We start from the raw sequence: 24,655 nt of genomic DNA, 5'->3' as shown, positions 1-24,655 counted from the left end.
TGGCCGCCTAGGAAGACGTTGCCGCATCGAGCAGTAGCTGCTGCGCACCAGGATGTTCCTCATCGGGATAGCCGATGCGTGTGTAGCTGCCATCCGCGTTGAGCTGCCAGGCGCGGGCACGGTCGTCGATGTAGCTCTGCAGTTCATTGATGACACGGTTACGAAGGCGTGCGTCCAGCACCGGGAACGCGGTTTCGACGCGCTTGTAGAGATTGCGTTCCATCCAGTCGGCGGAAGACAGCCACACCTCCGGCTCACCGCCGTTCTCGAAGCAGAACACCCGGGTGTGTTCGAGGAAGCGACCCACCACTGAAATGACACGGATGTTCTCCGATATGCCGGGAATGCCCGGACGCAGACAACACATGCCGCGGACCACCAGTTCGATGGGCACGCCGGCACAGGACGCGCGATACAGGGCCTGGATCATCTGCGCATCCACCAGCGCATTCATTTTGGCGCGAATGCGTGCCGGCCGGCCGGCACGGTGATTCTCGGCCTCCCGGTCAATGCGCTCGACCTGGCATTTCTGCAGGGTGAAAGGCGAATGCAGCAGTCGGTGCATCTGGGTCACTTTGCCCAGCGAGGTCAGCTGCAGGAAGAGGTTGTGGACGTCGTGCCCGATCTTGGTGTCGGCGGTGAACAGACCATAGTCGGTATAGAGCCGGGCGGTCTTGGGGTGGTAATTCCCCGTGCCAAGATGCACGTACTGGCGCAGCCCGCTTTCCTCGCGCCGCACCACCATGCTCATTTTGGCGTGGGTCTTGTAGCCGACGACACCGTAGACGACATGGGCGCCGACTTCCTGCAGCGCTTCGGCCAGATCGATGTTCTCGGCTTCGTCGAAGCGGGCACGCAGCTCGACCACCACCGTGACTTCCTTGCCCGCCCGCGCGGCCTCGATGAGGGCGTCCACCACCGGGCTCTTGGCGCCGGTGCGATAGAGCGTCTGCTTGATGGCGAGCACATTCGGGTCGCGCGCCGCCTGGCGCAGGAACTCCAGTACCGGCGCAAAGGAATCGAAGGGGTGGTGCACCAGCACATCGCGCTCGCGCAGCGTGTTGAACACGTCCTGCGCCATGCCCTTGTGTACGCGCGGCGTGAAGGCCGCGTACTTCAGCTCGGGCCGATCGATGAGGTCGGGCAGGGCCATCAGTCGGTTGAGGTTGACCGGGCCGTTGACCTGGTAGACATCCGCGGGCGAGAGCTGGACCGTCTCCATCAGATAGCGCCAGAGGTGCTCCGGGCAGTTCTGCGCTACTTCGAGGCGTACCGCATCGCCCCATTGACGTTGGGCCAGTTCGCCTTCAAGGGCTTCGAGCAGATCCTCGGTCTCCTCCTCGTCCACCAGCAGGTCGGAGTTGCGCGTAATGCGGAACTGATAGCAGCCGGTAGCCTGCATGCCCGGGAAAAGGTCATCGACGTAGGCGTGAATCACCGAACTGAGGAACACGAAGTCGCTCGGCCCCGAGCCGGCAATGTCGCGCGGAATCTGGATCAGACGCGGCAGTGCCCGCGGTGCCTGCACGATGGCAAAGCCGCTGTTGCGGCCAAAGGCGTCCTTGCCCTGCAGCTGCACGATGAAGTTCAGCGACTTGTTGAGAATGCGCGGGAAGGGGTGGGCCGGGTCCAGACCCAACGGCGACAGCACTGGCATCAACTCTTCGTGGAAGTAGGCGGCCAGCCAGCTGTCCTGTTCTGCGGTCCACTCGGATCGACGCAGAAAGCGGATGTCCTTGTCCTGCATCGCCGGCAGCAGGATGTCGTTGAAGATGCGGTATTGCTCGTCCACCAGCTCGTGCGCGCGATCGGCGATCTCGCGCAGCAGCTCCTGCGGGGGCTGGCCGTCGGCGGCGCGCTGATTCGGATTGAGCTCAGCCATTTTCTTGAGGCCGGCGACACGGATCTCGAAGAACTCGTCGAGATTGGAGCTGGCGATACAGACGAATTTGAGCCGTTCCAGCAGCGGAATGCTTTCGTCCAGCGCCTGTTCGAGCACGCGACGATTGAAGGCGAGCAGGCTCAGCTCGCGGTTGATGTACAGCTCCGGCGCGGTGAGGTCGGGAGTGTCCGTCACCTCGGCGGGCAGCGTCTCCACCTTGGAAGAACTCGTGCTTTGGGTATTCATGGTCGCTATTCCAGCGCGTTGGCATGACGCCGATGTGACTGCTCAGTCTCGAAGGATAAAGCGCTGCGGGTAATCGGTAAAAATGCCGGACACTCCACGTTCGCGCAGCCGATCCGCCAATGCCGGCTGGTTGATGGTGTAGACATGAATCGGCAAGCCCGCTTCGTCCAGTGCCGACAGCACGATGGGGGTGGCCACGGCCAGGCCGATGTGGATGGCCGCGGCGTCAAGCGATCGCGCGACCTCCACCATGCGCGGGCTCGGACGGTCGAACAGCGGGGCCACCGGGATCTGCGGTGCGGCCAGACAGAAGCGCTGCAGGGCCGTGTGATCGAAGGCCGACACCAGGAGCTGCGCCGGGTCCCATCCCTCTTCCACCGCCCTGCACAGCGCTTCTCCCGTGCGTTCCGCCACGGCGTCCCCCGCCTTGAGCTCGATGTTGAGGGCGACCCTGCCCTGCAGCGCGGCCAAGGCCTCCTGCAGCGTCGGGATCGTGCTGCCGCCTCCCGCATCCAGGGTTTTCAGTGTGGCCAGCGGTGTGTCCAGCAGGCGGCCGCGCGCCCCAGTGGTGCGGCGCAGGCGATCGTCATGGAACAGCAGCAGGGCTTCTGGATGCGCCTGTACGTCGCACTCGATCCACGCCACGCCCTGCGCGATGGCGGTATGGAAACCGAGCAGGGTGTTCTCCGGTGCGCAGCCGGCCGCCCCGCGGTGCCCGAAGATGGTGAATTGCGGATCGAAGGCGGGGCGCGGTTTCATTCGCCGACGGGGATGATCTTCATCGTGTTGGTGCCGCCCGGTCCGTTGTAGTCGCCCTTGGTCAGCAGGACGCGATCGCCTTTCTGCAGCCAGCCAACGTTGAGCAGCAGCTCGATGGCTTCCTGCGCCGGCCGGCCGCTGTCCAGGTCGGTGGGCACGAAGGCGCAGGGAAAGACGCCACGGCACAGCCGCATGCGTCGCCGGGTGCGCTCGTGCTGGGTGAGCGCGTAGATCGGGATCTGGGTATCGCTGCGCGACATCATCAAGGCGGTGGCGCCCGACTCGGTGAGGGCGACGATGGCGTTGGCGTGCATGTGCTGCGCCGTCCAGATCGTGGCCATGGCCACGGCCTCGTCGGTCCGCACGAAGTGGCTGTCCATGCGGTCGCGCGTGCGAGGTTCCGGCATGGCGGCCTCGGCCCCCGCGCAGACCCGGGCCATGGCCTCCACCACCCGTGCGGGATGCTGGCCGGCCGCCGTTTCCGCCGAGAGCATGACGGCGTCGGTGCCATCCATGACGGCATTGGCCACGTCGAGCACCTCGGCGCGGGTCGGAATGGGGCTGCTGATCATCGACTCCATCATCTGCGTGGCCGTGATCACCAGGCGATTGCCCTCGCGCGCCACGTGCGTGATGCGCTTCTGCCACGCGGGCAGCTCGGCGTCGCCGATCTCCACCCCAAGATCACCACGCGCGATCATCAGCCCGTCCGATGCCTCTGCGATCTCTTCGAGCGCATGCAGCGCCTCGGCGCGCTCGATCTTGGCGATGAGCGCGGCATGGCTGTTGTGCTCGCGCAGCAGATTGCGCGCGTGCTTCATGTCATCGGCGTTGCGCGGGAAGGAGACGGCCACAAAATCGACATCCAGGCTGGCGGCGTGCCGCAGGTCGTCGAGATCCTTGTCGGTGAGCGCCGCCGCAGACAGACCACCGCCTGCCTTATTGATGCCCTTGCGGTCCGCCAGCACCCCGCCGATGATGACCTGCGTCTCGATGCGCGTCCCTTCGACGGCCATGACTTCGACCCGGATGGCGCCGTCGTTGAGCAGCAGGGCATCCCCCGGCACCACATCCTTGGGCAGGTCGCGATAGGCGCAACCGACCACCGTGTCATTGCCGGCATCGGCCGGGTGCGCGGTGTCCAGGCAAAAATGGGCGCCTGCGCGCAGAGTGACGGGACCCTCGGCGAAGCGCTCGATTCGAATCTTCGGGCCTTGCAGATCGGCGAGGATGGCGATGTCGCGGTCGATCTCCGCTGCCGCACTGCGAACCTGCTGGACGCGGCGCGCCTGGTCGTCCTGTGAACCGTGCGAATAATTGATGCGTACAGCATCGGTGCCCGCGCTCAGCAGCGCCATCAAGGCCTCGGGCGCATCGGTGGCGGGGCCGAGGGTGGCGAGAATGCGGGTACGGCGTCGATGGTGTTCTGGCATGGCAATACTCTACGCGCAGCGTGCGGCCCATGATGTTCAGGCGATTTTCATCCGCAACGTGAAAGCGTACGTAGTGTTTTCTGAACGGAAATGAAGAGCATCGCAATGACCGAGCATCAAGCATTCCAACCCAGCCGACGGGTGTCGGTCCTCGTTGCACCGCTGCTGTTTGCGTTAGCGACTGCGGCTCTGGCGCAGGACAGCGATACCGGCCAGCCGGAAATCCAGGATGGCGGCGGCGGCTTGTTCAGTACCTTCGGGGTGCAACGCGCAGAAAGCGACTTCGACAATCTAGGCGAGGCCATCAATATCGGCGGCACCTTCGGCGTGCAGTTCGGTCGCCTGCCCGGCATCGGCATCAAGGGTCTCGGCATTGGCCTGAGCTTCGTGCAGACCATTCGGCCCGGCGAGAATGAAGGCACCGGTGGCTTGGGCGGTGGAGGCGGCGGCCTTCTGCCCGGTGACGGCGACAGCGGTGGTGGCGGGAATAACACCCGCAGCAATGAAGAATTCATCATGCAGTCGCTGGGCGCTTTTGTGTCCTATCGCACGCCCACTACGCTGTACGGCATTGCCAAGGCCGGCTATGCCTACACCGACACCAATATCCCCGAGCTGGATGACGATCGCGAAGGCTTTGCCTGGCAGGTGGGCGCCGGCTATCGCTACGGCTCAAGCCCCATCGGCGTCGAATTACTGTACGCACGCTACACCGGCGATGTCGATGCCTTCGTGCTAGAGATCGGAACCGACTTCAACTTCCAGTAGTGGGACAATGACGCGATGGATACCACCATCGCTACACCACTGAGTCCCGCCGCCAAGCGCGTCCTGCTGCTTGGCAGCGGGGAATTGGGCAAGGAAGTCGCCATCGAACTGCAACGGCTGGGCGTCGAAGTGATCGCCTGTGATCGCTATGCGAATGCCCCTGCCATGCAGGTCGCGCATCGTTCCCATGTCTTTCCGATGCTCGATGGTGCACGTCTTCGCGCGGTGGTGGAGCAGGAGCGACCCGCGCTCATCGTCCCGGAAATCGAGGCGATTGCCACCGATACCCTGGAAGCCTTGGAGGCGGAAGGCTGGCCCGTGGTGCCTACCGCCCGTGCCGCCCGACTGACAATGAACCGGGAGGGCATTCGCCGTCTGGCGGCGGAGGAGCTGGCGCTGCCTACCTCGCCCTATCGCTTTGTCGATAGCCTTGATGACTGCCGCGAGGCGGTGCAGGCGGTGGGGCTGCCGTGCGTGCTGAAGCCGATCATGAGCAGCTCCGGCAAGGGACAGTCCACCATCCGAAGCGTAGCGGACATCGACACGGCCTGGTCCTACGCGCAGGCGGGCGGTCGCGCCGGCGCGGGCCGCTGCATTGTTGAAGGCTTCGTCCCTTTCGATTACGAGATCACCCTGCTGACCGTGCGCTCGGTCTCGGGCACCAACTTCTGCCCGCCCATTGGCCATCTGCAGATCGATGGCGATTACCGCGAGTCATGGCAACCGCAGCCGATGTCGGACGCAGCGCTGGCGCATGCTCAGGAAATCGCGGCTAGCGTGACCGCCAATCTCGGCGGCTATGGCGTCTTCGGCGTTGAGCTCTTTGTGCGCGGCGATGAGGTGCTGTTCTCCGAAGTGTCGCCGCGGCCCCATGACACCGGTCTGGTGACGCTGATCAGTCAGGATTTATCAGAGTTCGCTTTGCACGCCCGCGCTATCCTTGGGCTGCCTGTGCCGGCCATCCGCAGCTACGGTGCGGCGGCATCGCGTGCGCTGGTGTTCGAAGGAGACACCGTCGCACCGCGATTCGGCGGTCTGGATGAGGCCCTCGCGGTGCCCGATGTGCACCTGCGTCTGTTCGGAAAGCCCGAACTCGGGGGCGGCCGTCGGCGCATGGGCGTGACGTTGGCGTTAGGGGACGACATCGAGATCGCCCGCGCCCGCGCCCGCCGCGCGGGCGACAGTATTCACCTGGTAGCGCCGAACTGATTGCGGCGACTGCCGCGCCTACCCCAAGGGAGCTTCACCCATGATTTTTCGCCGTCCCGCCCTGCATTTTCTGATCGCTTTCGGCATGGTCTTGCCGGTCGCGGCGCACGCCCAAAGCACCAATCACGTGCTGGGCTGGGTTGAGAAGATTCAATTCGACGAATGGGGCGTGGAAGTCAAGGCCAAGGTCGATACCGGTGCGTTGACCTCTTCGATGCATGCCACCCATATCGAGCGCTTCGAGCAGGACGGCGAGAAGTGGGTGCGCTTCATGGTCGATGTCGAAGACGAGCGCAACGAGGAATCCGTACAGAAGCTGTTCGAGCGTCCGCTCTATCGCAACGTCATCCTGCGCGGCGCGGGCGGCGAGGACCGCCGTCCGGTTGTGCTGATGGCCGTCTGCATTGGAAGCGCGATCTATGAAGAACAGTTCAGTCTGGAAGACCGCAGCGACATGCTGTACCCCGTGCTGCTCGGGCGGCGCACCATCCAGCATCTGGGCGTCGTCGACGTGACGCGTACCTTCGTCACCGAAGCGCGCTGCGACGAGGACAGCCCGCGCTACACCTTCGACGAAGAAGGCGAATAGTTCGTCTGCGGCTGGAACAGGTTGTGCAACGCTGGCCGGCGCTCAGTCCGGCCGCGTTTCGGTATCTCCCCCCACGGCCGGTGTGGGAACCTCGATCGCTGGCGAAGCCGGTTCGCGCGGTTCCGGCTCCACGGGATCTCCCGCTTCGGTGGCGGCCTCCGGCGCTTGCGCTTCGGGGTCGCGGGCGGCGCGTTCCTCGCGCTGCACCCCGATATGGTAGGCGGCGAAGCCGGGAATGACCGCCTGATTGAGTGCCATGCCGATGACCCGGCCGTGGTAGGGCGAGGTCAGATGCACGCGCCGATTGGTAATCGGGTCCGTGATGCTGCCCAGGATGTCGCCCTCGCCCACCATGTCACCCAGGGCCACTTCACTGGTGAGAATGCCGCCATCGTCGGCGCGTACCCAGTGTGACTCGTAGTACACCGGCTGCGGCGCGCTCCACAGCCGGTTGGTATCCAGCATGCCCATATGGCTCATCAGGCTGCGCAGCGCGCGCACGCCATGGCGCACTTCCTCGGGCTGAAAGCGCATCGGCTCCCCGGCTTCCACGGTGATGGTCGGCACGCCGGCGACCGTGGCCGCCTGGCGCAGCGTGCCCTCCGGTGGCTCGCTGTTGAGGACGACCGTGGCGCCAAAGCCGCGGGTCAGGTCGGCGATCTGCGGGTTGTTCAGATCCGCCCGGAGTTGCGGCAGATTGGTGCGGTGGAAGGAGCCTGTGTGCAGGTCCACCAGCGCACTGCAGCGGCGAATGACATTGTTGAAAAGCGAATAGGCGATACGCGAGGCGGCACTGCCCTGTGGATGGCCCGGGAAGTGGCGGTTGAGGTCGCGGCGGTCCGGCAGATAGCGCGAACCCTGGCGAAAGCCGAAGAGATTGACGATGGGCACACCGATCAAGGTGCCGCGCAACTCGGAGGCGTCCACTTCATAGAGCAGGCGACGCACCATCTCGATGCCGTTCAGCTCGTCGCCATGCACCGCTGCCGTGACGCAGAGCACAGGCCCGGGCTGTGTGCCATGCGCCACCAGGACCGGGGTGGGTTCTGCCAGGCCAGTGAAGGAATCGCTGGCGTACCACGGCACCTGCAGGGTTTCACCGGGAGGAATGCTGCCGTCCAGAATGCGGAAGCTGTGCATGCCCTCCGCGGCCGCCTCCTGCGGCGGGTCCATGCCGTGCAAGGACTCATCCAGTGTGCGCGGCGCAATGGGAGTGGCGGTGCCCGTATCCGAAGACGCCACCCCGTCTGCGCCTTCGCGCGGCGGCTGCGCGGTGTATTCATCGTTGGTTTCCACCGCCTGGGCCGCGGCTGGATGCAGCGCCCAGACCCATGCGGACAGCACGAGTGCAGAAGCCCGCAGGACCCCGGGGAGGGGGTTGGCCGAGCGGAAGAAGCGTGCTGACAAGGGGGACTCCTGATGGTGGTAACAGCCTAGGGTTGCATGATGCGGTCGACAAAGGCCAGCGGGCAGAAAGCTCTACGGAAGCTGCACAAAAACGGGGCGACGTCGCTGTCGTCTCTGGCGCTTTGCGTTAGGGTGGCGTGCTTCGTGAGTTCGAACAGGCGGCGTAATGGTCGCCGCACCGAGGGGGGAGTACGTGACATCGATCGCCCGAAGCATCCGCCACTGGCTCTGGCTGGGTCTGCTGTGTATGCCGCTGACCATCGCCCAGGCACAGCAGAACGCGGACATCGAATCTGGAGAGCCGCTGAGCGCGGAGACGGCGCAGCAGCTTGCGGATCTGCTTGAAAACGAGACCACCCGGACGGAGCTGATCCAGGCGCTGCGTCGCCAGGCGGCGCCCGCTGAAGACGCTGCTCCGGCAACCGCCGATGCGGCCGAAGGCGAAGCCATCAGTCTCTCGCGGCGCATTGCGCTCGCCACGGAATCCATCGCCGAGGATCTCGCGGCGGAATTCTCCAGCGCCTTTGGCGCTTTCACGCAGGCGGGTGAAGCGGCCGCCGGCGTTGACTGGCAGGCGCTAGGAGCGGCCAGCGTGGATCTCGTCGTGGTCGTCATTGCGGTCATCGCGGCCTTCATGTTGCTGCGCCGGCTATGCATTCCCGTCTACCGAAAACTGGATGCATGGTCGCAGGAGCCGGCCCAGACCAGCGCGCTGCTGCGCAAGGCCGTCGCGGTCTTGCTGGCTGCCGGCGTTGATGCCGTGTTGATTGTAGTGTCGTGGGTGATCGGCTTCCTGCTGGCGATCTATGCGCTCAGCGAGCCTGGCGCGATGGATACCCGGCAGACGATGTTCCTCAACGCCTTCCTGATGATCGAGATCTTCAAGGCACTCATCCGAACGCTCTTTGCCACGCGTTACGAGGGACTGCGTCTGCTGCCGATGTCGGCCGAGAATGCGGCCTACTGGAATACCTGGTTTGCGCGCATCTCGGGCTTCATCGGCTATGGCTTGCTGGTCGCCGTGCCCATTGCCAACATCAATATCTCGACGGACGCCGGGCGTGCGCTGACCTTTATCGTCATGGGCCTGGCCTTCCTCTACGCGCTGATCGTGATCAGCCAGAACAAGACGCAGGTGCGGGCGCGTCTGGAAGGGCAGGCCAAGCAGGCGCATTCGACCTTCGCCCGCGTCGGTGTCTTTGTGCTGGCACGCGTCTGGCACGCGTTGGCCATCGCCTATTTCGCCGGCCTGGCCGTCGTTGCCATCCTGCAGCCCGAAGAGACGCTGCCCTTCATGCTGAAGGCAACCGTACAGACCCTGCTGGCTGTCGGCGGGGGCATCTTCCTCGCGGTGGTGCTGACGCAGGTGATCAGCAAGCGCATCCGCCTGCCCGAAGACACGCGCCGCCGTTTCCCGCAACTGGAAGACCGGCTCAATGGCGCGATCCCGGGGGTGCTTCAGGTGCTCAGAGCCATCATTCTCGTGGTGGTGGTGTTGCTGGTACTCGACGCCTGGCAGTTATTCAATCTTCCGGAATGGATCGGCTCGGAAGCAGGGACCACAGCCCTCGCTGCGGCCATTTCCATCGCGTTGATCCTGCTGGTGGCAAAGGGCATCTGGATCGCCTTTGCCAGCTGGATTGAATTGCGTCTCAACCCCGACAATGACCGCGGCGGCGCCAGTGCCCGCGAGCAGACCCTGCTCGCGCTGTTCCGCAGTGCCTTCCTGATCGTGCTGGTCGTGATGACCGCGATGATTGTGCTATCCGAACTCGGCATCAATATCGGGCCGTTGATCGCCGGCGCCGGCGTGCTGGGACTGGCCATCGGCTTCGGCGCGCAGAAGCTGGTGCAGGACGTCATCACCGGCGTCTTCATTCAGCTGGAGAACGCGATCAACACTGGCGAAGTCGTCACTGCCGGTGCCATTACCGGCACGGCCGAGAAGATCACGGTGCGGTCGGTTGGCATTCGCGATCTGTCGGGCACCTACCACGTAGTGCCCTTCTCGAGCGTGGATACGGTGTCCAACTTCATGCGCGATTTCGCCTACCACGTGGGTGTCTACGGGGTGGCCTATCGCGAGGACATCAGCGCGGTCATCGAGCAACTCCAGGCCGCCTACAGTGCACTCATTGCCGACCCGAACTTCGCGGAGAAAGTGCTGGAGCCGCTGGAGGTGCACGGCGTCACGGAACTCGCCGACAGCGCGGTCAATGTGCGCATCCGCATCAAGACGCTGCCCGGGTCGCAGTGGGGTGTTGGCCGCGAGTACAACCGCCTGGTCAAGCAGCATTTCGATGCCGCCGGCATCGAGATTCCCTTTCCGCACACCACGCTCTACTTTGGCGAGGATCGCGCCGGCTACGCTCCGCCCGCCAATGTGCGGGTGCTCGAGGGTCGCGACCGTCGCGCGCCGCACCCGGCTCAAGCCCCCGCCGCGGATGCGCCGCTGCCGGACGAAGCGAGCCGGCCCAGCGAGCGCAGCGACTTCGACGAGTCGCAGAGCTAGGCAGCGCGGAAAGCAGCCTGAATGGACGCGGGCAGGGTGACCTCGTAGGTCACCCCGCTCCCGTTCTTGCCCAGCGGCAGGTTCGGCCCGCGCTGCGAACTGAAGTAGAGGCGGCTGCCGTCCGGCGAAAAGGCCGGGCCCGTCAGCTCGGAATCGCTGCCCAGACGCACCTGTAGCAGGGTCTTGGCGGGTGCATTCGGCACCACCACCATGAGGCGCATGGCGTCGCCATCCTCCGCCACCACCACGTCTCCGGCGGGGCTGACCACCACATTGTCGACGTCATCGAAGACGGGATCGATCAGCCGGTTGTCGAAGATGGTTTCGATCAGGCCATTGTCGACATCAAGGGCATGTACCCGGTTGTCGCCCTTGGTCGCGAAGAAGAGCACTGCACGCGTCGGGACCGTGCCGCCGGGCGGCACGCTGCGTAGCGCCTGTGGCAGCGTATAGATCCACATGCCTTCGCCGCCTCGGAAGATGGTGCCCGGCACGCGCTTGCGCGCCTCGCGGCGTTCCGCACGCAAGGCGGCCTGCGGCTGGTCGGTGCCGATGGCATCCACCCATTGCGTGGCGTGCAACTGGCGCAGGCGGAGGTCGTCGCTGACGTAGTCATCATCGGCAAAGCCTTCAATATTGAGTACCTGCAGGCGACCGGAGCGCATGCGCAGACGCGGCCCCTCGGTGCTGTCGGTGACATCGTCGGTATCCGCCACAAAGCGGTAGAGGCGGCCGTCGGGGGTGTCCTCGGTGAGGAAGACGCTGCGCGTTGGCAGGTCCACCGCGGCGGCCTCATGCGCGAAGCGGCCGAGTGCGGGCAAGACGCGCGCGCTCTCGGGGCTGCCACTTGGCTCGCACTCATAGACCTGGCCGTCGGCGACCTCCTCGCAGGACAGCCAGGTCTGCCACGGCGTGGCCCCTCCAGCGCAGTTGCGGCGGGTGTGGTCGAGGATGCGGTAGGCGTCCGTGATTCGGCCATCCGGCGCGAAACGCAGCGCACCCACGCCGCCGCGCTGGCGATGTTCGCTGTTCGACACGTAGATCCAGCCACCGTCATTGGCGGCGAAGCAGGCCCCGCCGTCCGGTGCCTCATGCCAGTTGTAGCCTGCCAGTCCGAGCGGATCGAAGGCGCCGGTGACGGGGTTGCTCAGGTGGCGGGCCACCGCGCGTACGGTGAAGCCTTCTGGCAGGAAAATTCCGTCGACACCGCTGTCGTAGAGTGCGCCGACGTCGGCCAGCGGTCCGCGCGGCAGTCGCAGCTCTCCCGTGGGTGCCGGCATAGCGGAAGCATCGTCGCGCAGCGAGAGGCTCTTGCAGGCGTTCAGCAGCGGGGCCGTCGACAGCATGCCGCCCGACAGAAACAGCAGGCGCAGGATGTCTCGGCGTTGCGGGTCGGGGGAGTCGGAGCGCATGGCGGTCTGAACTGCGGGGCGAGCCGTCCAGAATAGCGCGCGCAGATGACGCTGCAATGTGCGTCCAGCGCTCAGGACAATGCGCGTGCTTCCTTGATGCGGTCGTAGGCAGTGGTGATGTCGCGCGTCTTTTCCTCGGCCATGGCGCGCATGCTTTCCGGCAGGCCCTTGGAGGCCAGCTTGTCCGGGTGGTTTTCGCTCATCAGCTTGCGGTAGGCCTTCTTCACCGTATCGTCGCTGGCGTCCGGCGAGACGCCCAGGACCTGGTAGGCCCAATCCAGGTCGGGTTGGCTCCGTCCACGCTGGGTGCCGCCGGCCGCGCCGCGCAGCATGGCCTCCATGCGCTCGACTTCGATCTCCGGCAGGCCGAGCCCGCGGGCAATGCGCAGCAGCATCTCGTGTTCGGCGGGATGCACCTGCCCATCCGCGCCCACGGCGGCGAGCTGTACCTGCATGAACATCATCAACAACGGCCGCTGGCCGCGCGCGGCCTGTGCGAAGTTCGCAACCTCGGCGTCAAGATCGAAGTCTGCCTGCTTGCCGCGATGAAAGGCCTGGCGCGCCTGTGCACGCGCCTGCTCGTTCAAGCGCAGGCGGTCAAACAGCGCTTCGGCGACTTGAATCTCGTCCCGAGTGACTTGCCCGTCTGCCTTGCACAGCGCGCCCATGACGGCAAAGACAGCATCCAGGAAGCGCGTCTGCACCTGGGTGATGCGCTTGCGGATGAGCCCGCCGATCAGTGGGCGCGCCAGGAAATAGCCAAGCAGGCCACCCACCGCGAAGCCGGTGAATCCACCGAAGAGGGCGCCGAGGATGCCGCCGATGAGGAAACCGATCAACATGACAGGCATTGTAGAGAGCCAGGCGCCGGACCGCTGCATTCGGGGCTACCATCGCGGCGCAGTCAACAGCAAACACGATGGAGGAGCAAGAAAATGATTGGATACGTCACCCTGGGCAGTAACGACCTTCAGCGCGCCGGCGCTTTCTACGATGCGCTGCTCGGCGAGCTGGGCGCACAGCGTTTCATGAATGACGAACGCATCATCGTCTGGGCGACCGGCCCAGGGGCGCCGATGTTGAGCGTCATTCGTCCAAACGATGGCAAGGCGGCAACGGTGGGCAACGGGGTCATGGTCGCCCTGGCACCAGGTTCCCGTGAGAAGGTGGATGCTCTCTACGCCAAGGCCTTGTCATTGGGTGCCACCGACGAAGGCGCACCCGGTGAGCGCATGAGTGGTTTCTACGCGGGCTATTTCCGCGATCTCGACGGCCACAAGCTGAACTTCTTCCACATGGGTTGAGCCGCCGACCAGCGGACAAAAAAAGCCGCGACCCGAAGGTCGCGGCTCTTTTCAGAATTCGGAGGTCTTAGACCGCGCGAATCTGTGTCGCCTGCATGCCCTTCGGGCCACGCTGCGCCACGTACTCTACGCGCTGACCTTCCGCCAGGCTGCGGAAGCCGCTGCCCTGGATTTCCTTGAAATGGGCGAAGAGATCGTCGCCGCCGTCGGCCGGGGTGATGAACCCGAAGCCCTTGGCGTCATTGAACCACTTCACGGTACCGGTGGAAACATCGCTCATGAAACATTCCTCAAACTAAAGTGTAGAAAACGGGCCCTGGAGCCCATTGGGTGCAAGCCATCAAGGAACGCATCATTGCCGACCGGTCGTTCGGTAGCAGCCGTGAAGGCTGAGGTACGACAGTTCACGCTGATAACACTCTTCTTGAAGCAACTGCAGCACCGAATATACGCCATTTCTGCGTCAATTTCTTGAATTCCGACGAGCGGTCGATCAACGGTGCCCTGCGCCAGGGTTGCTCCCGCCACCTCCCACAGATGTTCGCTGCCCTGCATCCAACGTCGCGCGCGCTGCGTAAGAGCTTCCGTAGTCACACAAAACCATCGGGAGAAGGGAATGCAAGCTCGGCATTTTGCCGTTGCAGCGGTTGCTGCGGCGGCCGTTGGCACATCGTTTCAGGCGGGGGCATCGAGCCACCGCGAGGCCCCGTTCATTGCCGGCACGCCGCGCGTGGACGGCACCGACTTCTACATGTTCCGCAGTTACGAGACCGGCCGCGAAGGTTTCGTCACCCTGATCGCGAACTACAACCCGTTGCAGGACGCCTACGGCGGTCCAAACTATTTCGCGCTGGATCCGGAGGCGCTGTACGAGATCCATATCGATAACGATGGCGACGCGATGGAAGACCTCACCTTCCAGTTCCAGTTCGACCAGGAATTCCGCAACGTCTCCCTGCCCATCGGCAGTGGGGACAATGCCGCCAATGTGTCGATCCCGCTGATTCAGGCGGGGCCGATCGGTCCTGGCGTGACCGACGACGGCAATCAGAATCGCGTCGAGACCTATACCGTCGACGTCGTGCGTGATGGCGCGCGCTCGGGCAATGCCCAGCCGCTGCAGATCACCAGTGGACCGCTGGCTGGGCAGACGACCTTCCGCAAGCCGGTCGACAATATCGGCGAGAAAACCATTGCGGACTATCCCACCTACGCGAACAACCACATCTACAGCGTGGCCATCCCTGGCTGTGGCACGGGCCGCGTCTTTGTGGGTCAGCGCAAGGAAGGTTTTGCGATCAACCTGGGCGAAGTCTTTGACCTGATCGCCCTCAATCCTCTGGGCAATCGCGACGACAAGCCCAGCATCGTGGACGACAAGAACATCACCTCGCTGGCGCTGGAAGTGCCGACGAGCTGTTTGACCGAGGGCGACAGCACCGTGATCGGTGGCTGGACGACGGCCAGCAAGCGGCAGATGCGCGTGCTGAACCCGGAGCCACAGGGACCGAATACGGATCTGCCTGATACCAAGGGCCCCGCCGTTGAGGGGGGTGCATGGACGCAGGTCTCCCGCCTGGGCATGCCACTGGTCAACGAGGTGGTCATTGGCATCAATGACAAGGACCGCTTCAACGCCAGCCATCCCAGCAACGACGGTCAGTTCCTCACTTACGTCACCAACCCGACTCTGCCGGCACTGATCGACACCCTGTTCCGTGATGCCGTCGGCGCCGAAAGCAGCATCGCGCCCTCCAACATCCCGCGTACGGATTTGGTTCTGACCTTCCTGACCGGCATTCCGGGCCTCAATCAACCGGAAAATCCAACGCCGTCGGAGATGCTGCGACTCAACACCGCCGTTGATGTCACGGCGCCGGCTGAGCAGAGCCCGCTGGGCGTGCTGGCGCTGGATCTGGCCGGATTCCCGAATGGCCGCCGACCGGTCGATGACGTCACCGACGTCGCGCTGCGCGCCTCCATGGGCGTCCTCTGCGTCGTGACCGAGGAGACCTCCCCGGCCTTCGGGCCCTTGATCGAAGCGCGCGATTGCGACGCCTCAGACGCGCCGGTCGGCGATGCGCCTCTCACCGATCAGACCACCGAGTCGATTGACGACTTCCTGGCCGGCTTCCCCTACCTCGCGCACCCGTTGCCGGGTGCCGTGCAGGACGGCCAGTAGGAGGACCTGTCCATGATGCGAAAACTCTATGCAGCAAGCGTGGCGGGCGCCCTCCTGGCGCTCGCCGCCTGCGACGGAACGTCGTCGCGGCTGGCGCCAGCCGACGAGGCACCCGATGCCGGCAACGGCGGTGGCAATGGCGGCGGCGTGCAGCAGCCGGTGCTACTGCGCAACCTGGTGGTCGACAACATCAACAACAACACGTCGCCGACCGCTCAGCCCATCAACATCAATGATCTGAACATCGAGATTGACACGACCCCCGTCAATCTCGATCTCGTGACCGGTTAAGGTCTGCACCGTTCACGAGCTTGGAACCCCGTGACGAAGGTCACGGGGTTCTTTTTTTTGCTCCGATCAGGGCGGATATCAGTCCGGCATTGGCCAGCAGGCTGCCTAGCAGCGCCCACATGAGGATCTGGCGCGGCACTACAACGCGTTCCGGCTCGTCCTCGGCAGCCGCGGCCGAGGCGCCCACCGTGACGGTGGCCTCCAACTTGTGGCCGCGTTCGTCATCGGCTTCCACGATCCAGTTGCCCGGGCGATCCGGCACAAAGGCGAATTGGCCTTGCGCGTCCGTGCGGCCGACCTGAAAGACCTGCTGCGTTTCCGGCATGCGCACCCGGATGCGCGCTCCATCCATGGCCTGGCCTGCGGTGTAGCTGAAGCGCACCACCTCGGCAGGAGCCTCCGTCACGCGCTCGGAATGCGCGCCGTGGGCGAAAGCGGCAGTGCTTGCAAGGCTGCTCCAGAGCACAATCGCGGAACAGCGAAAAAGCGGCGAGCGAATCACAGAAAGCCCTCCAATCGAATATGGAACAGCCGTTGCGCCAGCCACCAGCTGCCAAGAAGAATGGCAAGCACCGAGCCGGGGACAACCACCATGTGGCGATACAGCGCCAGGTGCCTTGCCCACCAGGCAAGGGGCAGGCAACAGGCGGCAAGCAGGATCTGTCCACCTTCCACACCCAGATTGAAGGCCAGCAAGGTCAACGCCAGGGTCGCGGGTTCGAAACCCAGCCCGGCCAGAACACCGGCATAGCCGGCGCCATGGATCAGGCCAAAGAAGAAGGCCACCATCCACAAGCGCTGTTGCACCAGCGGGAACAGGTTGTTGAGCGCCGCGAAGATAATGGTGGCGGCGACCGCCGACTCCACCCATCGGGTGGGTAGCTGCAGCCAATCAAGCGCTGCCGCCGACAGCGACAGCGCATGCGCCACGGTGAATGCAGTGATGACCGCGATCAGATCCAGGGTGGCGCGCCGCGCGTCGGTGGCCGCAATCCAGCCCTCGCGCCGTCGTTGCAATACCGCCGGCAGCAAGAGGCAGAGCAGAAAGAGCAGGTGGTCGAAGCCGGACCAGATATGCCAGGCGCCCTGCTGCAAGTAGGTCCAGAACAGCGGCCCCAGGGCGGGCTGCTCCAGGCGTACCGCGAACTGGCGCGCGCTCGGTTGCAGCACCGTGCTGTAGGTCCGGCCGCCCAGCTCCAGCCGCAGCAGGCCGCGATGCGAAGGGTCGATGTCGAACAGCAGCGCGTAGTGCACGCCGAGTTGCTCCACCGGCGCCGGGCAGCGTCCGTCGAAGGCCAGAGCGGCATAGGGCCCGTCGCTGTGCTCGGCGATGCGAAGCGTGCCCGCGGTCAACGGGCAGTCCTCGCCCGCGCTGCTGAGCGTCAGCTGTGGCAGCACGGACGCCACGATCGCACTGTGGCTGTCGCGCACCTCGCCCCAGGTCACCTGGCCATCGCCATCCGGGTCCAGCCCAACGAGTTCATGCAGGTCGCGCAGGGCGACATCCCAGCGCCCCTGAATGCGATCATCTGCCACGGTCAGTTGCAGATAGCTGTCGCTGGGCTTGTGTGCCCACACAGGGGGCGCAGTAGCGGACAGCAGCGTGGTGAGCAGCGCCAGACGGATCAAAGGCCTCATGCGCCGTCTGCCCGCCGCGTTGCCGTCTGCCCGAGCTGCGCCAGCAGCGCCTCGAGACGCTGATCCTGGACGCCGTTCTCGCGCATCCATTGTCGTACCGGTGCGGTCGCCTCGGCCTGACGGCTCGCGACGGCGGCGCGCAACAGCAGGCGGGCATCGGCCGGCGTCTTTTGCGTGGCCCAGTTGCGCTGCGCCAGCCAGAGTGCGCGCTCCGGCTCTCGCCAGACGTGCAGCGCGGCTGCGGCCTCGGTGCCAAAGTGGCGTGCCCCACCACGTGCCCGCTCCGCCTCAAGGCGTGCCTCAAGACGGCGGCGGTCCTGCTCGATGCGCGCGTCCTCGGCACCACCGTGCAGGCGCGCGCGCAGGCTCAGAATGAGCCCGTCGTTGCTGCCTTCCCACGGACGTGCGATTTCGGCGGCTTCGGCCTCCCGTCCCTGACTCAGCAGAAAGTCGGCGAACTGCAGATGCAGCGCCATGTCGTGGCTGGCACCCGGGCTTGCCAATGCCTCTCGGAACCACTCTTCCGTCTCCGCCTTGCCAAGACGCCAGCCGATGTCGGCGCGCACGCTGTGTGCCCAGAGCCGGGCCTCGGCATCGCCTTCGGAAAGCATGAGATGGGTCTGCAGCGAGCGCAATGCCGGCTCGGCCTCACCGCTCAGGCTGCGTGGGGTCGCCAGGCAGGCGGTGCCCATCAGCACCCGATAGCGCCGTACCACCTGGCAGTCGGTGATCGCCTGCGCATAGCGACCCTGGACGCTGTGAATCACCGCGCGGGTCAGGCGCGCCTGCAGGTGCTGCGGCTGTTCCCGGAGTACATGATCGAGGTCCTGAAGTGCCGCCGCGAAGCGGTGGTCATGCTGCGCCAGCGTCGCACGCAGTACGCGCAGCTCTGCCGGGACCGCCTCGGCGCCTTGCCAATGCTGCAACGCCCCTTCGGCATAGCCGTACCAACGTGGGTCCTGCGTGCGCCGGGCGTAGGTAATGGCGGCCTGAGCGAAGGCGGTTGCGGCTTCGGCGTCTTCCGGCGCATCGGCAAGTGCCGCACGCATCTGACGCAGACGCTGCACGGCAGACGCTTCCGACGGCGCCACGCGCAGCAGGACTGTGTCGTCGCTCTCAGGGAGATACGTGGCCGCATGACCGGCCGGCAGCAGCAGTAAGGATACGAGGAGAAATGCCAGGCGCATGCCACGCTGTACGCTGGGCATCCCGCCATGGACGCGTGCATGCGCCGCGGCGGCGCTCGATCGCGCACCGGGCAAGGTCGTACACTGGGGTATGCGCATGGACACCACGGCATGGCCCGCAGCGTGGGTGGAGCGATTCACCACACGAGGTTCTTCTGCATGACAAGGTCGAACCATACCCAAGAATGCCTCCGCGCGGCCCTCGCGGCGGCGCACTGGCACGCCATGCGAGCACAGGGGCCTGGCGGGCAGCACGTGAATACCAGTGCCACGGCCGTGCACCTGCGCCTGGATCTTGACGAATCCGGTCTGCCGGAGGCCTGGCGCCAGCGCTTGCTGCAGCTGCAGGACGGGCGCATCACACCGGACGGGCGCATCGTGATCAAGGCACAACGGCATCGCAGCCAGGCCATGAACCGCGAAGACGCCTTTGTCGCGCTGCGCCAATTGCTGCTCCGGGGAGCCCATGCCCCGCGCGCGCGCCGCGCCACCCAGCCGACGCGCGCGGCCAAGCGTCGCCGTTTGCAGGAGAAGCGCCATCGGGGTGCCCTCAAGGCCGGTCGCGCCAGCGTCACCCGCGATGACGGCTAGTACCGCGGTGCCCGGCGCGATCGGCATTTTCGGCGCTGGGAGCATCGGCTGCTATATCGGCGGTCGTCTGATCGCTGCGGGTGAGAATGTCCGCCTGATTGGGCGGGCGCGCATGGGGGAGGTGATCGCCACGCATGGACTGCACATCAGCGACTGGCAGGGCTTCGACCATCAGCTCAGCGCGGCGCAGGTTGCCTTCTTCAGCGAGGCGGATGCCCTGAACGCCTCAGCACTGGTGCTGGTAGCGGTCAAGTCCGCCGATACCGAGGCGGCCGGCCGGGCGCTGGCACCCGTTCTGGCCCCCGGCACCGTCGTCCTCAGTCTGCAGAACGGCGTCAACAACGCCGCTCGTTTGCAGGAATGGCTTCCCCAGCAGCGCGTGCTGGCTGGCATGGTGCCTTTCAATGTGGTGCAGCACGGTCCCGGCCATTTTCATCACGGCTCCGAAGGCGCGCTCGAGGCCGAGGCCGACGAGGTCCTTAGGCCATGGCTGCGGACCTTCGCTGCGGCCGGCCTTCCCATCCAGCTGCGCGAGGATATGGCCTCGGTGCTTTGGGCCAAGCTCCTGCTCAACCTCAACAACCCGATCAACGCCCTGGCCGGGGTGCCGCTCAAGGAAGAACTCAGTCAGCGTGCCTTCCGCCGTTGCATTGCACTGGCGCAGCGCGAGGCCTTGGCGCTCTACGCCGCCGCCGACATCCGACCAGCCCGGCTGACGCCGGTGCCGCCGCGCTGGCTGCCCCGGTTGCTCGATGTTCCCGATGCCATCTTTCAACGCCTTGGGCAACGCATGTTGCGCATTGACCCCTTGGCGCGCTCCTCCATGTGGGAGGATCTCGAGCGCGGGCGGCGTACCGAAATCGACTGGATCAACGGCGAATTGCTGCGACTGGCAGAGGGCCTTGGCCGCACGGCGCCGGTCAACGCCCGGCTGGTCGCCCTGGTACGGGAAGCCGAGGGCGGGGGGCGACGCGACTGGAACGGTCCCGACCTGCTGGCCGCACTTGAGAGCGCCACTCAGGACTGACGTTGCGCCCGCGCCAGCCGCCTGGCGCGAAGGACCGCGGACAGGCGGTGGGAGACGACATACCCGGTCATGGCCGCAGGCAGCGCGATCAGCAGGCTGCCGAGTACAGCAAAGAGCCACTCGTCGATGAAGCCATTGAGATACCAGGCGCCGCTGGCGAAGAAGGGCAGGCTCCCGAAGACCACTTGACCAATGGCGTGGAACCCCCAATACAGCGGTGCCATCGTGAAGGGGTTGCTCACCCAGGACACCGCGAAGGCGGCTGGGAAATTGCCGCGGACGATGATGCAGCCGCTGATCATGAAGATGGTCTGCGCGCCCACCGTCGGCGTCAGACCGACGAAGAGGCCGATGAAGACACCGCGCGCCACCGCTTCTGCGCCGCCGCGCAGGCAGCCACTGGCCTCCAGCACCGCCCGCACGCGCGGGTGGCGGACCATCCAAGCATGGCCGCGTGCCCGCAGATAGCGATAGCGCTGCTTCAGTCGCATGCCCGACAGTGTACGGGGCATGCCCTGTCTGAGCCGCGCTTGCGCGACCGGCGTCAGCACTTCATTGTGATCAAAGAATGGAGACCAGGAGTCACTGATGAACAAGGCGATTTTCGCCAGCGCCACGCTGAGCATGCTGCTCACAGCCTGCGGCGGCAGCGAGGCCCCCCAAGCCTTGAATGACGGCAGCGCCGAGACCGAGAAGACCGCGACGGCATCAGCTGCGCCGGAAGCCCTTGCCGAAGCCAACACGCGCTGTCGCGAACTCATCGACCGCGCCCAGCGTGACCTGGCGCAGACGGCCTGCCTGGAGGCGCTGGAGCGGGCCGCCGAGACGGGCAAGGACAGCGTTGCCTACGGGCGGGCGATCAACAATGCGGCCTACCTGTTTCAGATGAATGGTGACTACGAACAGGCCGTGGCCTTCTATGAGCGCGCCCTTGAGGTGCAGAGGCCGCGCGCTGATGCCGAACCCGGGCCGCTGGCACGCACGCTTTCGGACTATGGCCTGATGGCCGTGCAGCGTGGCGATGCCGAAGCCGCCTTGCCGCGCCTCGAACGTGCGGCCGAGCTGTTGGCGGAGGCGGGAGAGGCCGACAGCGAAGCCATGGCCGCCCTCATGGGCGATACCGCAGAGGCCCATGAAATCGCAGGCGACCTGGACGCCGCGGTGGCCTGGTACGAACGCTCGCTGGCGGCCTATCGCAAGGCGCAGGGCGAGCGCCACGCCAATGTCGGCATCGCGATGAACAACCTCGGCATGGCCTTCCATCAAAAGAAGGAATACGCCAAGGCGGACCCGCTGCTGCGTGATGCCTATGCCCTGCTCGAAGAGCAGCTCGGCGCTAAACATCCCGTCAGCGATGTCGCCCGGCGCAATATCAGCGACAACGCGGCGATGATGGAATCACCGCCACAGGCGCCCGCGCTGGACGCGGATACGACCGCTGCCGATAGCACCTAGGGCGCACCCGACGCCTGACCGAAAACCTCCTGCAGCACTGCGCTGCCACGGGCAGCCGCGGACTGGCGAATGCGCGTTTCCTCTTCGGCAATGCGCAGGAAGAGCGCATCGAGCGCCTGGCTGGTGACGTAGCCGTCGAGGTCCTTCGGCGCGCCCAGCATGGCGGCATAGGGTCCGGCTGCGTTGACCATGGCGCGATAGGCGCTGCCGACGCCGGCTTGCGTGATGCGCTCGGCCACAATGGGCCGGAAGGCTTCTGTCAGTTCGCCTTCGGTGCGCGCGCGAAAATACTGTGTCGCCGCGTGTTCGCCGCCGGCCAGAATGCCGCGTACATCCTCCAGTTTCATCTGTTGCAGGGCGGTGCTGAAGATGCCGGCTGCAGCCGGAACGGCAGCCTCTGCAGCGCGGTTCAGACTGCGGTGGAAGGCTTCCACGGCGTTGCCCATGCCGGCCTCGCGTAGCAGCGCCACCGGACCGCGCAGTGATTGCGGAATCGGCACCCGGACCGCCTCGCTCTGCCAGAAGCCGTCTTCTCGCCCCAGCCCGGCGATGGCGCTGTCCACACCCTGGGAAAGCGCGGCGCGCAGGGCGCGTGCAATGGTGTCGCCCTGTAGTGCGGTATCGGTGGCGCTACCGTCCTCGACCTGCACGGGCGCGGATTCGGGCGTTGCATCAGGCCGCTCGGGGCTGCCAAAGAAGCGGTCCCACCAGGCGGCCTGGGCCGGCGCGGCGATACTCAGGCAGCAGGCGGTGAAAAGGGCAATGCCAGGGCGTTTCATGGGGGATGCTCGCTGGAGGATCGCACACCATGCCATGTTGGCCTGATGCTGCAATGAATGCTCGCGCTTTTCGCGGCTTGGGCGTACCATGCATCGCCTTTTTGTGCAACGCACCATCTCTATGACGTCCACGCTCCGCAATATCGCCATCATCGCCCACGTTGACCACGGCAAGACCACCCTGGTCGACAAGCTGCTCCGCGAGTCCAACACGCTGGAGGCGCGCACCGATTACGGCGAACGCATCATGGACTCGAACAGCCTGGAGAAGGAGCGTGGGATCACCATCCTTTCCAAGAACACGGCGATCAACTGGCGCGATACGCGCAGCGATACCGAGTACCGCATCAATATCGTCGACACGCCGGGCCACGCCGACTTTGGTGGCGAAGTGGAGCGCGTGCTGTCGATGGTCGATTCGGTGCTGCTGCTGGTGGATGCGGTCGACGGGCCAATGCCGCAGACCCGCTTCGTGACCTCCAAGGCCTTCGCGCTCGGTCTCAAGCCCATCGTCGTGGTCAACAAGATCGACCGTCCCGGCGCCCGCCCGGATTGGGTGATCAACCAGGTCTTCGACCTGTTCGACAATCTTGGCGCCACCGACGAGCAGCTCGATTTCCCCATCGTCTATGCCTCGGCCCTGCAGGGCTACGCCAGCCTGGACGATGGCGTGCGCGACGGCGACATGCGGCCGCTGTTCGAGACCATCGTCGACCGGGTCAATGCCCCGGATGTCGACCCGGATGGCCCATTCCAGATGCAGATCATCTCGCTGAGCTGGTCGACCTATGTCGGCGTCATCGGCACCGGGCGCATCAAGCGCGGACGCATAGCGACCAATACCCCGGTCAGCGTGATCGACCGCGAAGGCGCCCGCCGCTCGGCGCGTGTGCTGCAGGTGCTCGGCTTCCTCGGCCTCGAACGGCGCGAGGTGAGCGAGGCCTCGGCCGGAGACATCGTCGCGGTGACCGGCGTGGAGAATCTGGGCATCTCCGAGACGCTATGCGACCCGGCGCACCCTGAAGCCCTACCGCTGCTCGAGGTCGACGAGCCGACCATGAGCATGACCTTCGAAGTCAACAAGTCGCCCTTCGCCGGCACCGAGGGCAAGTTCGTCACCAGCCGTCAGATCGGCGAGCGCCTGCAGCGTGAACTCAAGACCAATGTCGCGATGCGCGTGCAGCCGATGGCCTCGGGCGATCAGTTCCAGGTCTCCGGCCGCGGCCTGCTGCATCTGTCCGTGCTGCTGGAGAACATGCGCCGCGAGGGCTATGAGATGTCGGTATCACGGCCGCAGGTCATCACCCGCGAGGTCGACGGCGTGGTGCAGGAGCCGTGGGAAAACCTCACCGCGGACATCGAGGATCAGTATCAGGGGGCGGTCATCCAGCGCCTCAATGAGCGCGGTGGCCAGATGCTGAACATGGTCACGGACGACACCGGCCGCGTGCGCCTGGAATACACCATCCCCTCGCGTGGCCTGATCGGTTTCCAGACGGAGTTCCTGTCGCTGACCTCCGGCACCGGGCTGCTGGCCCACAACTTCGACCGCTTCGACGGCCGCGCCGCCATGGCCGTGGGCAATCGCCACAACGGTGTGCTGGTTGCCAACGAGCAGGGCAAGGTGCTGGCCTATGCCATCTTCAACCTGCAGGACCGCGGCAAGATGATGGTCGACCCCGGTGATCAGGTCTATGAAGGCCAGGTGGTCGGCATCCATTCGCGTGACAACGACCTCGTCGTGAATGTGCTCAAGGGCAAGAAGCTCACCAATGTGCGCGCCTCCGGCTCCGACGAGAACGTGCTGCTGACGCCGCCGGTGCGCATGTCCCTGGAGCAGGCCCTCGAGTTCATCAACGACGACGAACTGGTCGAGATCACGCCCAAGGCGATTCGTATCCGCAAGCGCTGGCTGAAGGAGCACGAGCGCAAGCGCGCCGCCAAGGGCTGATGGCCGGGCGCGTCGGGCCTGACGTACCATGCG

Annotated in this window: 23 protein-coding genes; 11 read left to right on the top strand and 12 right to left on the bottom strand. The window is 65.4% G+C overall.

Annotated features, from left to right (window positions below):
- Positions 1-7: 7 nt before the first annotated feature.
- The 3 genes from ppk1 to pyk are packed head-to-tail and all read right to left on the bottom strand — an operon-like array spanning position 8 to position 4,320.
- The gene (gene ppk1, locus ACOOFO_RS01725) at positions 8-2,128 is read right to left on the bottom strand and encodes a polyphosphate kinase 1 (RefSeq protein ID WP_420427935.1); all 2,121 of its coding nucleotides are present in this window, start codon (positions 2,126-2,128) and stop codon (positions 8-10) included.
- A gap of 42 nt (positions 2,129-2,170) precedes the next feature.
- Positions 2,171-2,887, bottom strand: coding sequence for a glycerophosphodiester phosphodiesterase (locus ACOOFO_RS01720; protein WP_420427934.1), 717 nt, complete (start codon positions 2,885-2,887; stop codon positions 2,171-2,173).
- Positions 2,884-4,320, bottom strand: coding sequence for a pyruvate kinase (gene pyk / locus ACOOFO_RS01715; protein ID WP_420427933.1), 1,437 nt, complete (start codon positions 4,318-4,320; stop codon positions 2,884-2,886). Before pyk ends, ACOOFO_RS01720 begins: the two co-directional genes overlap by 4 nt.
- A gap of 105 nt (positions 4,321-4,425) precedes the next feature.
- Here pyk and ACOOFO_RS01710 point away from each other — a divergent pair, with 105 nt between their 5' ends.
- Genes ACOOFO_RS01710 through ACOOFO_RS01700 form a run of 3 tightly spaced genes read left to right on the top strand, consistent with a single transcriptional unit; the run spans position 4,426 to position 6,886 of the window.
- Entirely contained in the window at positions 4,426-5,088 is a 663-nt protein-coding gene (locus ACOOFO_RS01710) for a hypothetical protein (RefSeq protein ID WP_420427932.1), read from the top strand.
- Positions 5,089-5,103: 15 nt separating this feature from the next.
- On the top strand, positions 5,104-6,297 hold the full coding sequence (gene purT / locus ACOOFO_RS01705) for a formate-dependent phosphoribosylglycinamide formyltransferase (protein ID WP_420427931.1): 1,194 nt from the start codon (positions 5,104-5,106) through the stop codon (positions 6,295-6,297).
- Positions 6,298-6,337: 40 nt separating this feature from the next.
- Positions 6,338-6,886 carry an ATP-dependent zinc protease gene (locus ACOOFO_RS01700; protein ID WP_420427930.1) on the top strand — a complete coding sequence of 183 codons (549 nt, stop codon included), beginning with the start codon at positions 6,338-6,340 and terminating at the stop codon, positions 6,884-6,886.
- Positions 6,887-6,928: 42 nt separating this feature from the next.
- Here the strand turns inward: ACOOFO_RS01700 and ACOOFO_RS01695 are convergent, their stop codons facing one another.
- A complete protein-coding gene (locus ACOOFO_RS01695) occupies positions 6,929-8,293 on the bottom strand; it encodes a succinylglutamate desuccinylase/aspartoacylase family protein (RefSeq protein ID WP_420427929.1) in 1,365 nt (454 codons plus the stop codon).
- A gap of 247 nt (positions 8,294-8,540) precedes the next feature.
- Between ACOOFO_RS01695 and ACOOFO_RS01690 the strand changes: the two genes are divergently transcribed.
- Positions 8,541-10,805 carry a mechanosensitive ion channel domain-containing protein gene (locus ACOOFO_RS01690; protein ID WP_420429609.1) on the top strand — a complete coding sequence of 755 codons (2,265 nt, stop codon included), beginning with the start codon at positions 8,541-8,543 and terminating at the stop codon, positions 10,803-10,805.
- On the opposite strand, the gene ACOOFO_RS01685 is transcribed toward ACOOFO_RS01690, so the two are convergent.
- Together ACOOFO_RS01685 and djlA are read right to left on the bottom strand one after the other, a co-directional pair.
- Positions 10,802-12,217, bottom strand: coding sequence for an alkaline phosphatase PhoX (locus ACOOFO_RS01685; protein WP_420427928.1), 1,416 nt, complete (start codon positions 12,215-12,217; stop codon positions 10,802-10,804). The genes ACOOFO_RS01690 and ACOOFO_RS01685 overlap by 4 nt on opposite strands.
- A gap of 71 nt (positions 12,218-12,288) precedes the next feature.
- A complete protein-coding gene (djlA, locus tag ACOOFO_RS01680; RefSeq protein WP_420429607.1) occupies positions 12,289-13,059 on the bottom strand; it encodes a co-chaperone DjlA in 771 nt (256 codons plus the stop codon).
- 93 nt (positions 13,060-13,152) lie between these two features.
- On the opposite strand from djlA, the gene ACOOFO_RS01675 reads away from it, so the two are divergent.
- Positions 13,153-13,521 carry a VOC family protein gene (locus tag ACOOFO_RS01675; protein ID WP_420427927.1) on the top strand — a complete coding sequence of 123 codons (369 nt, stop codon included), beginning with the start codon at positions 13,153-13,155 and terminating at the stop codon, positions 13,519-13,521.
- 67 nt (positions 13,522-13,588) lie between these two features.
- Here ACOOFO_RS01675 and ACOOFO_RS01670 read toward each other — a convergent pair whose 3' ends face one another.
- Complete coding sequence (locus ACOOFO_RS01670) at positions 13,589-13,801, bottom strand: cold-shock protein (protein ID WP_223054862.1); 213 nt, start codon at positions 13,799-13,801, stop codon at positions 13,589-13,591.
- A 336-nt stretch (positions 13,802-14,137) separates the two neighbouring features.
- Between ACOOFO_RS01670 and ACOOFO_RS01665 the strand changes: the two genes are divergently transcribed.
- Both ACOOFO_RS01665 and ACOOFO_RS01660 read left to right on the top strand, forming a co-directional pair.
- Positions 14,138-15,703, top strand: a complete 1,566-nt coding sequence (locus tag ACOOFO_RS01665) for a DUF4331 domain-containing protein (RefSeq protein WP_420427926.1) — start codon at positions 14,138-14,140, stop codon at positions 15,701-15,703.
- A 12-nt stretch (positions 15,704-15,715) separates the two neighbouring features.
- On the top strand, positions 15,716-15,994 hold the full coding sequence (locus tag ACOOFO_RS01660; protein ID WP_420427925.1) for a hypothetical protein: 279 nt from the start codon (positions 15,716-15,718) through the stop codon (positions 15,992-15,994).
- A gap of 40 nt (positions 15,995-16,034) precedes the next feature.
- On the opposite strand, the gene ACOOFO_RS01655 is transcribed toward ACOOFO_RS01660, so the two are convergent.
- The 3 genes from ACOOFO_RS01655 to ACOOFO_RS01645 all read right to left on the bottom strand — a co-directional run bounded on the left by ACOOFO_RS01655 (position 16,035) and on the right by ACOOFO_RS01645 (position 18,819).
- Entirely contained in the window at positions 16,035-16,400 is a 366-nt protein-coding gene (locus ACOOFO_RS01655) for a hypothetical protein (protein ID WP_420427924.1), read from the bottom strand.
- A gap of 92 nt (positions 16,401-16,492) precedes the next feature.
- A complete protein-coding gene (locus ACOOFO_RS01650) occupies positions 16,493-17,632 on the bottom strand; it encodes a HupE/UreJ family protein (protein WP_420427923.1) in 1,140 nt (379 codons plus the stop codon).
- Positions 17,629-18,819, bottom strand: coding sequence for a hypothetical protein (locus ACOOFO_RS01645; RefSeq protein WP_420427922.1), 1,191 nt, complete (start codon positions 18,817-18,819; stop codon positions 17,629-17,631). The genes ACOOFO_RS01650 and ACOOFO_RS01645 overlap by 4 nt, the downstream gene beginning before the upstream one ends.
- Positions 18,820-19,044: 225 nt before the next feature.
- On the opposite strand from ACOOFO_RS01645, the gene arfB reads away from it, so the two are divergent.
- Together arfB and ACOOFO_RS01635 are read left to right on the top strand one after the other, a co-directional pair.
- The gene (arfB, locus tag ACOOFO_RS01640) at positions 19,045-19,410 is read left to right on the top strand and encodes an alternative ribosome rescue aminoacyl-tRNA hydrolase ArfB (RefSeq protein ID WP_420427921.1); all 366 of its coding nucleotides are present in this window, start codon (positions 19,045-19,047) and stop codon (positions 19,408-19,410) included.
- Positions 19,400-20,437 carry a 2-dehydropantoate 2-reductase gene (locus tag ACOOFO_RS01635; RefSeq protein ID WP_420427920.1) on the top strand — a complete coding sequence of 346 codons (1,038 nt, stop codon included), beginning with the start codon at positions 19,400-19,402 and terminating at the stop codon, positions 20,435-20,437. The genes arfB and ACOOFO_RS01635 overlap by 11 nt, the downstream gene beginning before the upstream one ends.
- Here ACOOFO_RS01635 and ACOOFO_RS01630 read toward each other — a convergent pair.
- Entirely contained in the window at positions 20,428-20,949 is a 522-nt protein-coding gene (locus ACOOFO_RS01630) for a DUF2062 domain-containing protein (RefSeq protein ID WP_420427919.1), read from the bottom strand. The two genes, ACOOFO_RS01635 and ACOOFO_RS01630, sit on opposite strands and share 10 nt — an antisense overlap.
- Before the next feature lie 76 nt (positions 20,950-21,025).
- Here ACOOFO_RS01630 and ACOOFO_RS01625 point away from each other — a divergent pair, with 76 nt between their 5' ends.
- Positions 21,026-21,892, top strand: a complete 867-nt coding sequence (locus tag ACOOFO_RS01625) for a tetratricopeptide repeat protein (protein ID WP_420427918.1) — start codon at positions 21,026-21,028, stop codon at positions 21,890-21,892.
- On the opposite strand, the gene ACOOFO_RS01620 is transcribed toward ACOOFO_RS01625, so the two are convergent.
- The gene (locus tag ACOOFO_RS01620; protein WP_420427917.1) at positions 21,889-22,671 is read right to left on the bottom strand and encodes a DUF4197 domain-containing protein; all 783 of its coding nucleotides are present in this window, start codon (positions 22,669-22,671) and stop codon (positions 21,889-21,891) included. The genes ACOOFO_RS01625 and ACOOFO_RS01620 overlap by 4 nt on opposite strands.
- Positions 22,672-22,792: 121 nt before the next feature.
- Between ACOOFO_RS01620 and typA the strand changes: the two genes are divergently transcribed.
- Positions 22,793-24,622, top strand: a complete 1,830-nt coding sequence (typA, locus tag ACOOFO_RS01615) for a translational GTPase TypA (protein WP_420427916.1) — start codon at positions 22,793-22,795, stop codon at positions 24,620-24,622.
- The last annotated feature ends 33 nt before the right edge of the window (positions 24,623-24,655 follow it).

Origin of the sequence: Algiphilus sp. (assembly GCF_965216485.1) — a bacterium.
In the GTDB taxonomy this organism is placed as follows: Bacteria; Pseudomonadota; Gammaproteobacteria; order Nevskiales; family Nevskiaceae; genus Algiphilus.
This window is presented reverse-complemented; position numbering and strand designations above follow the sequence as displayed.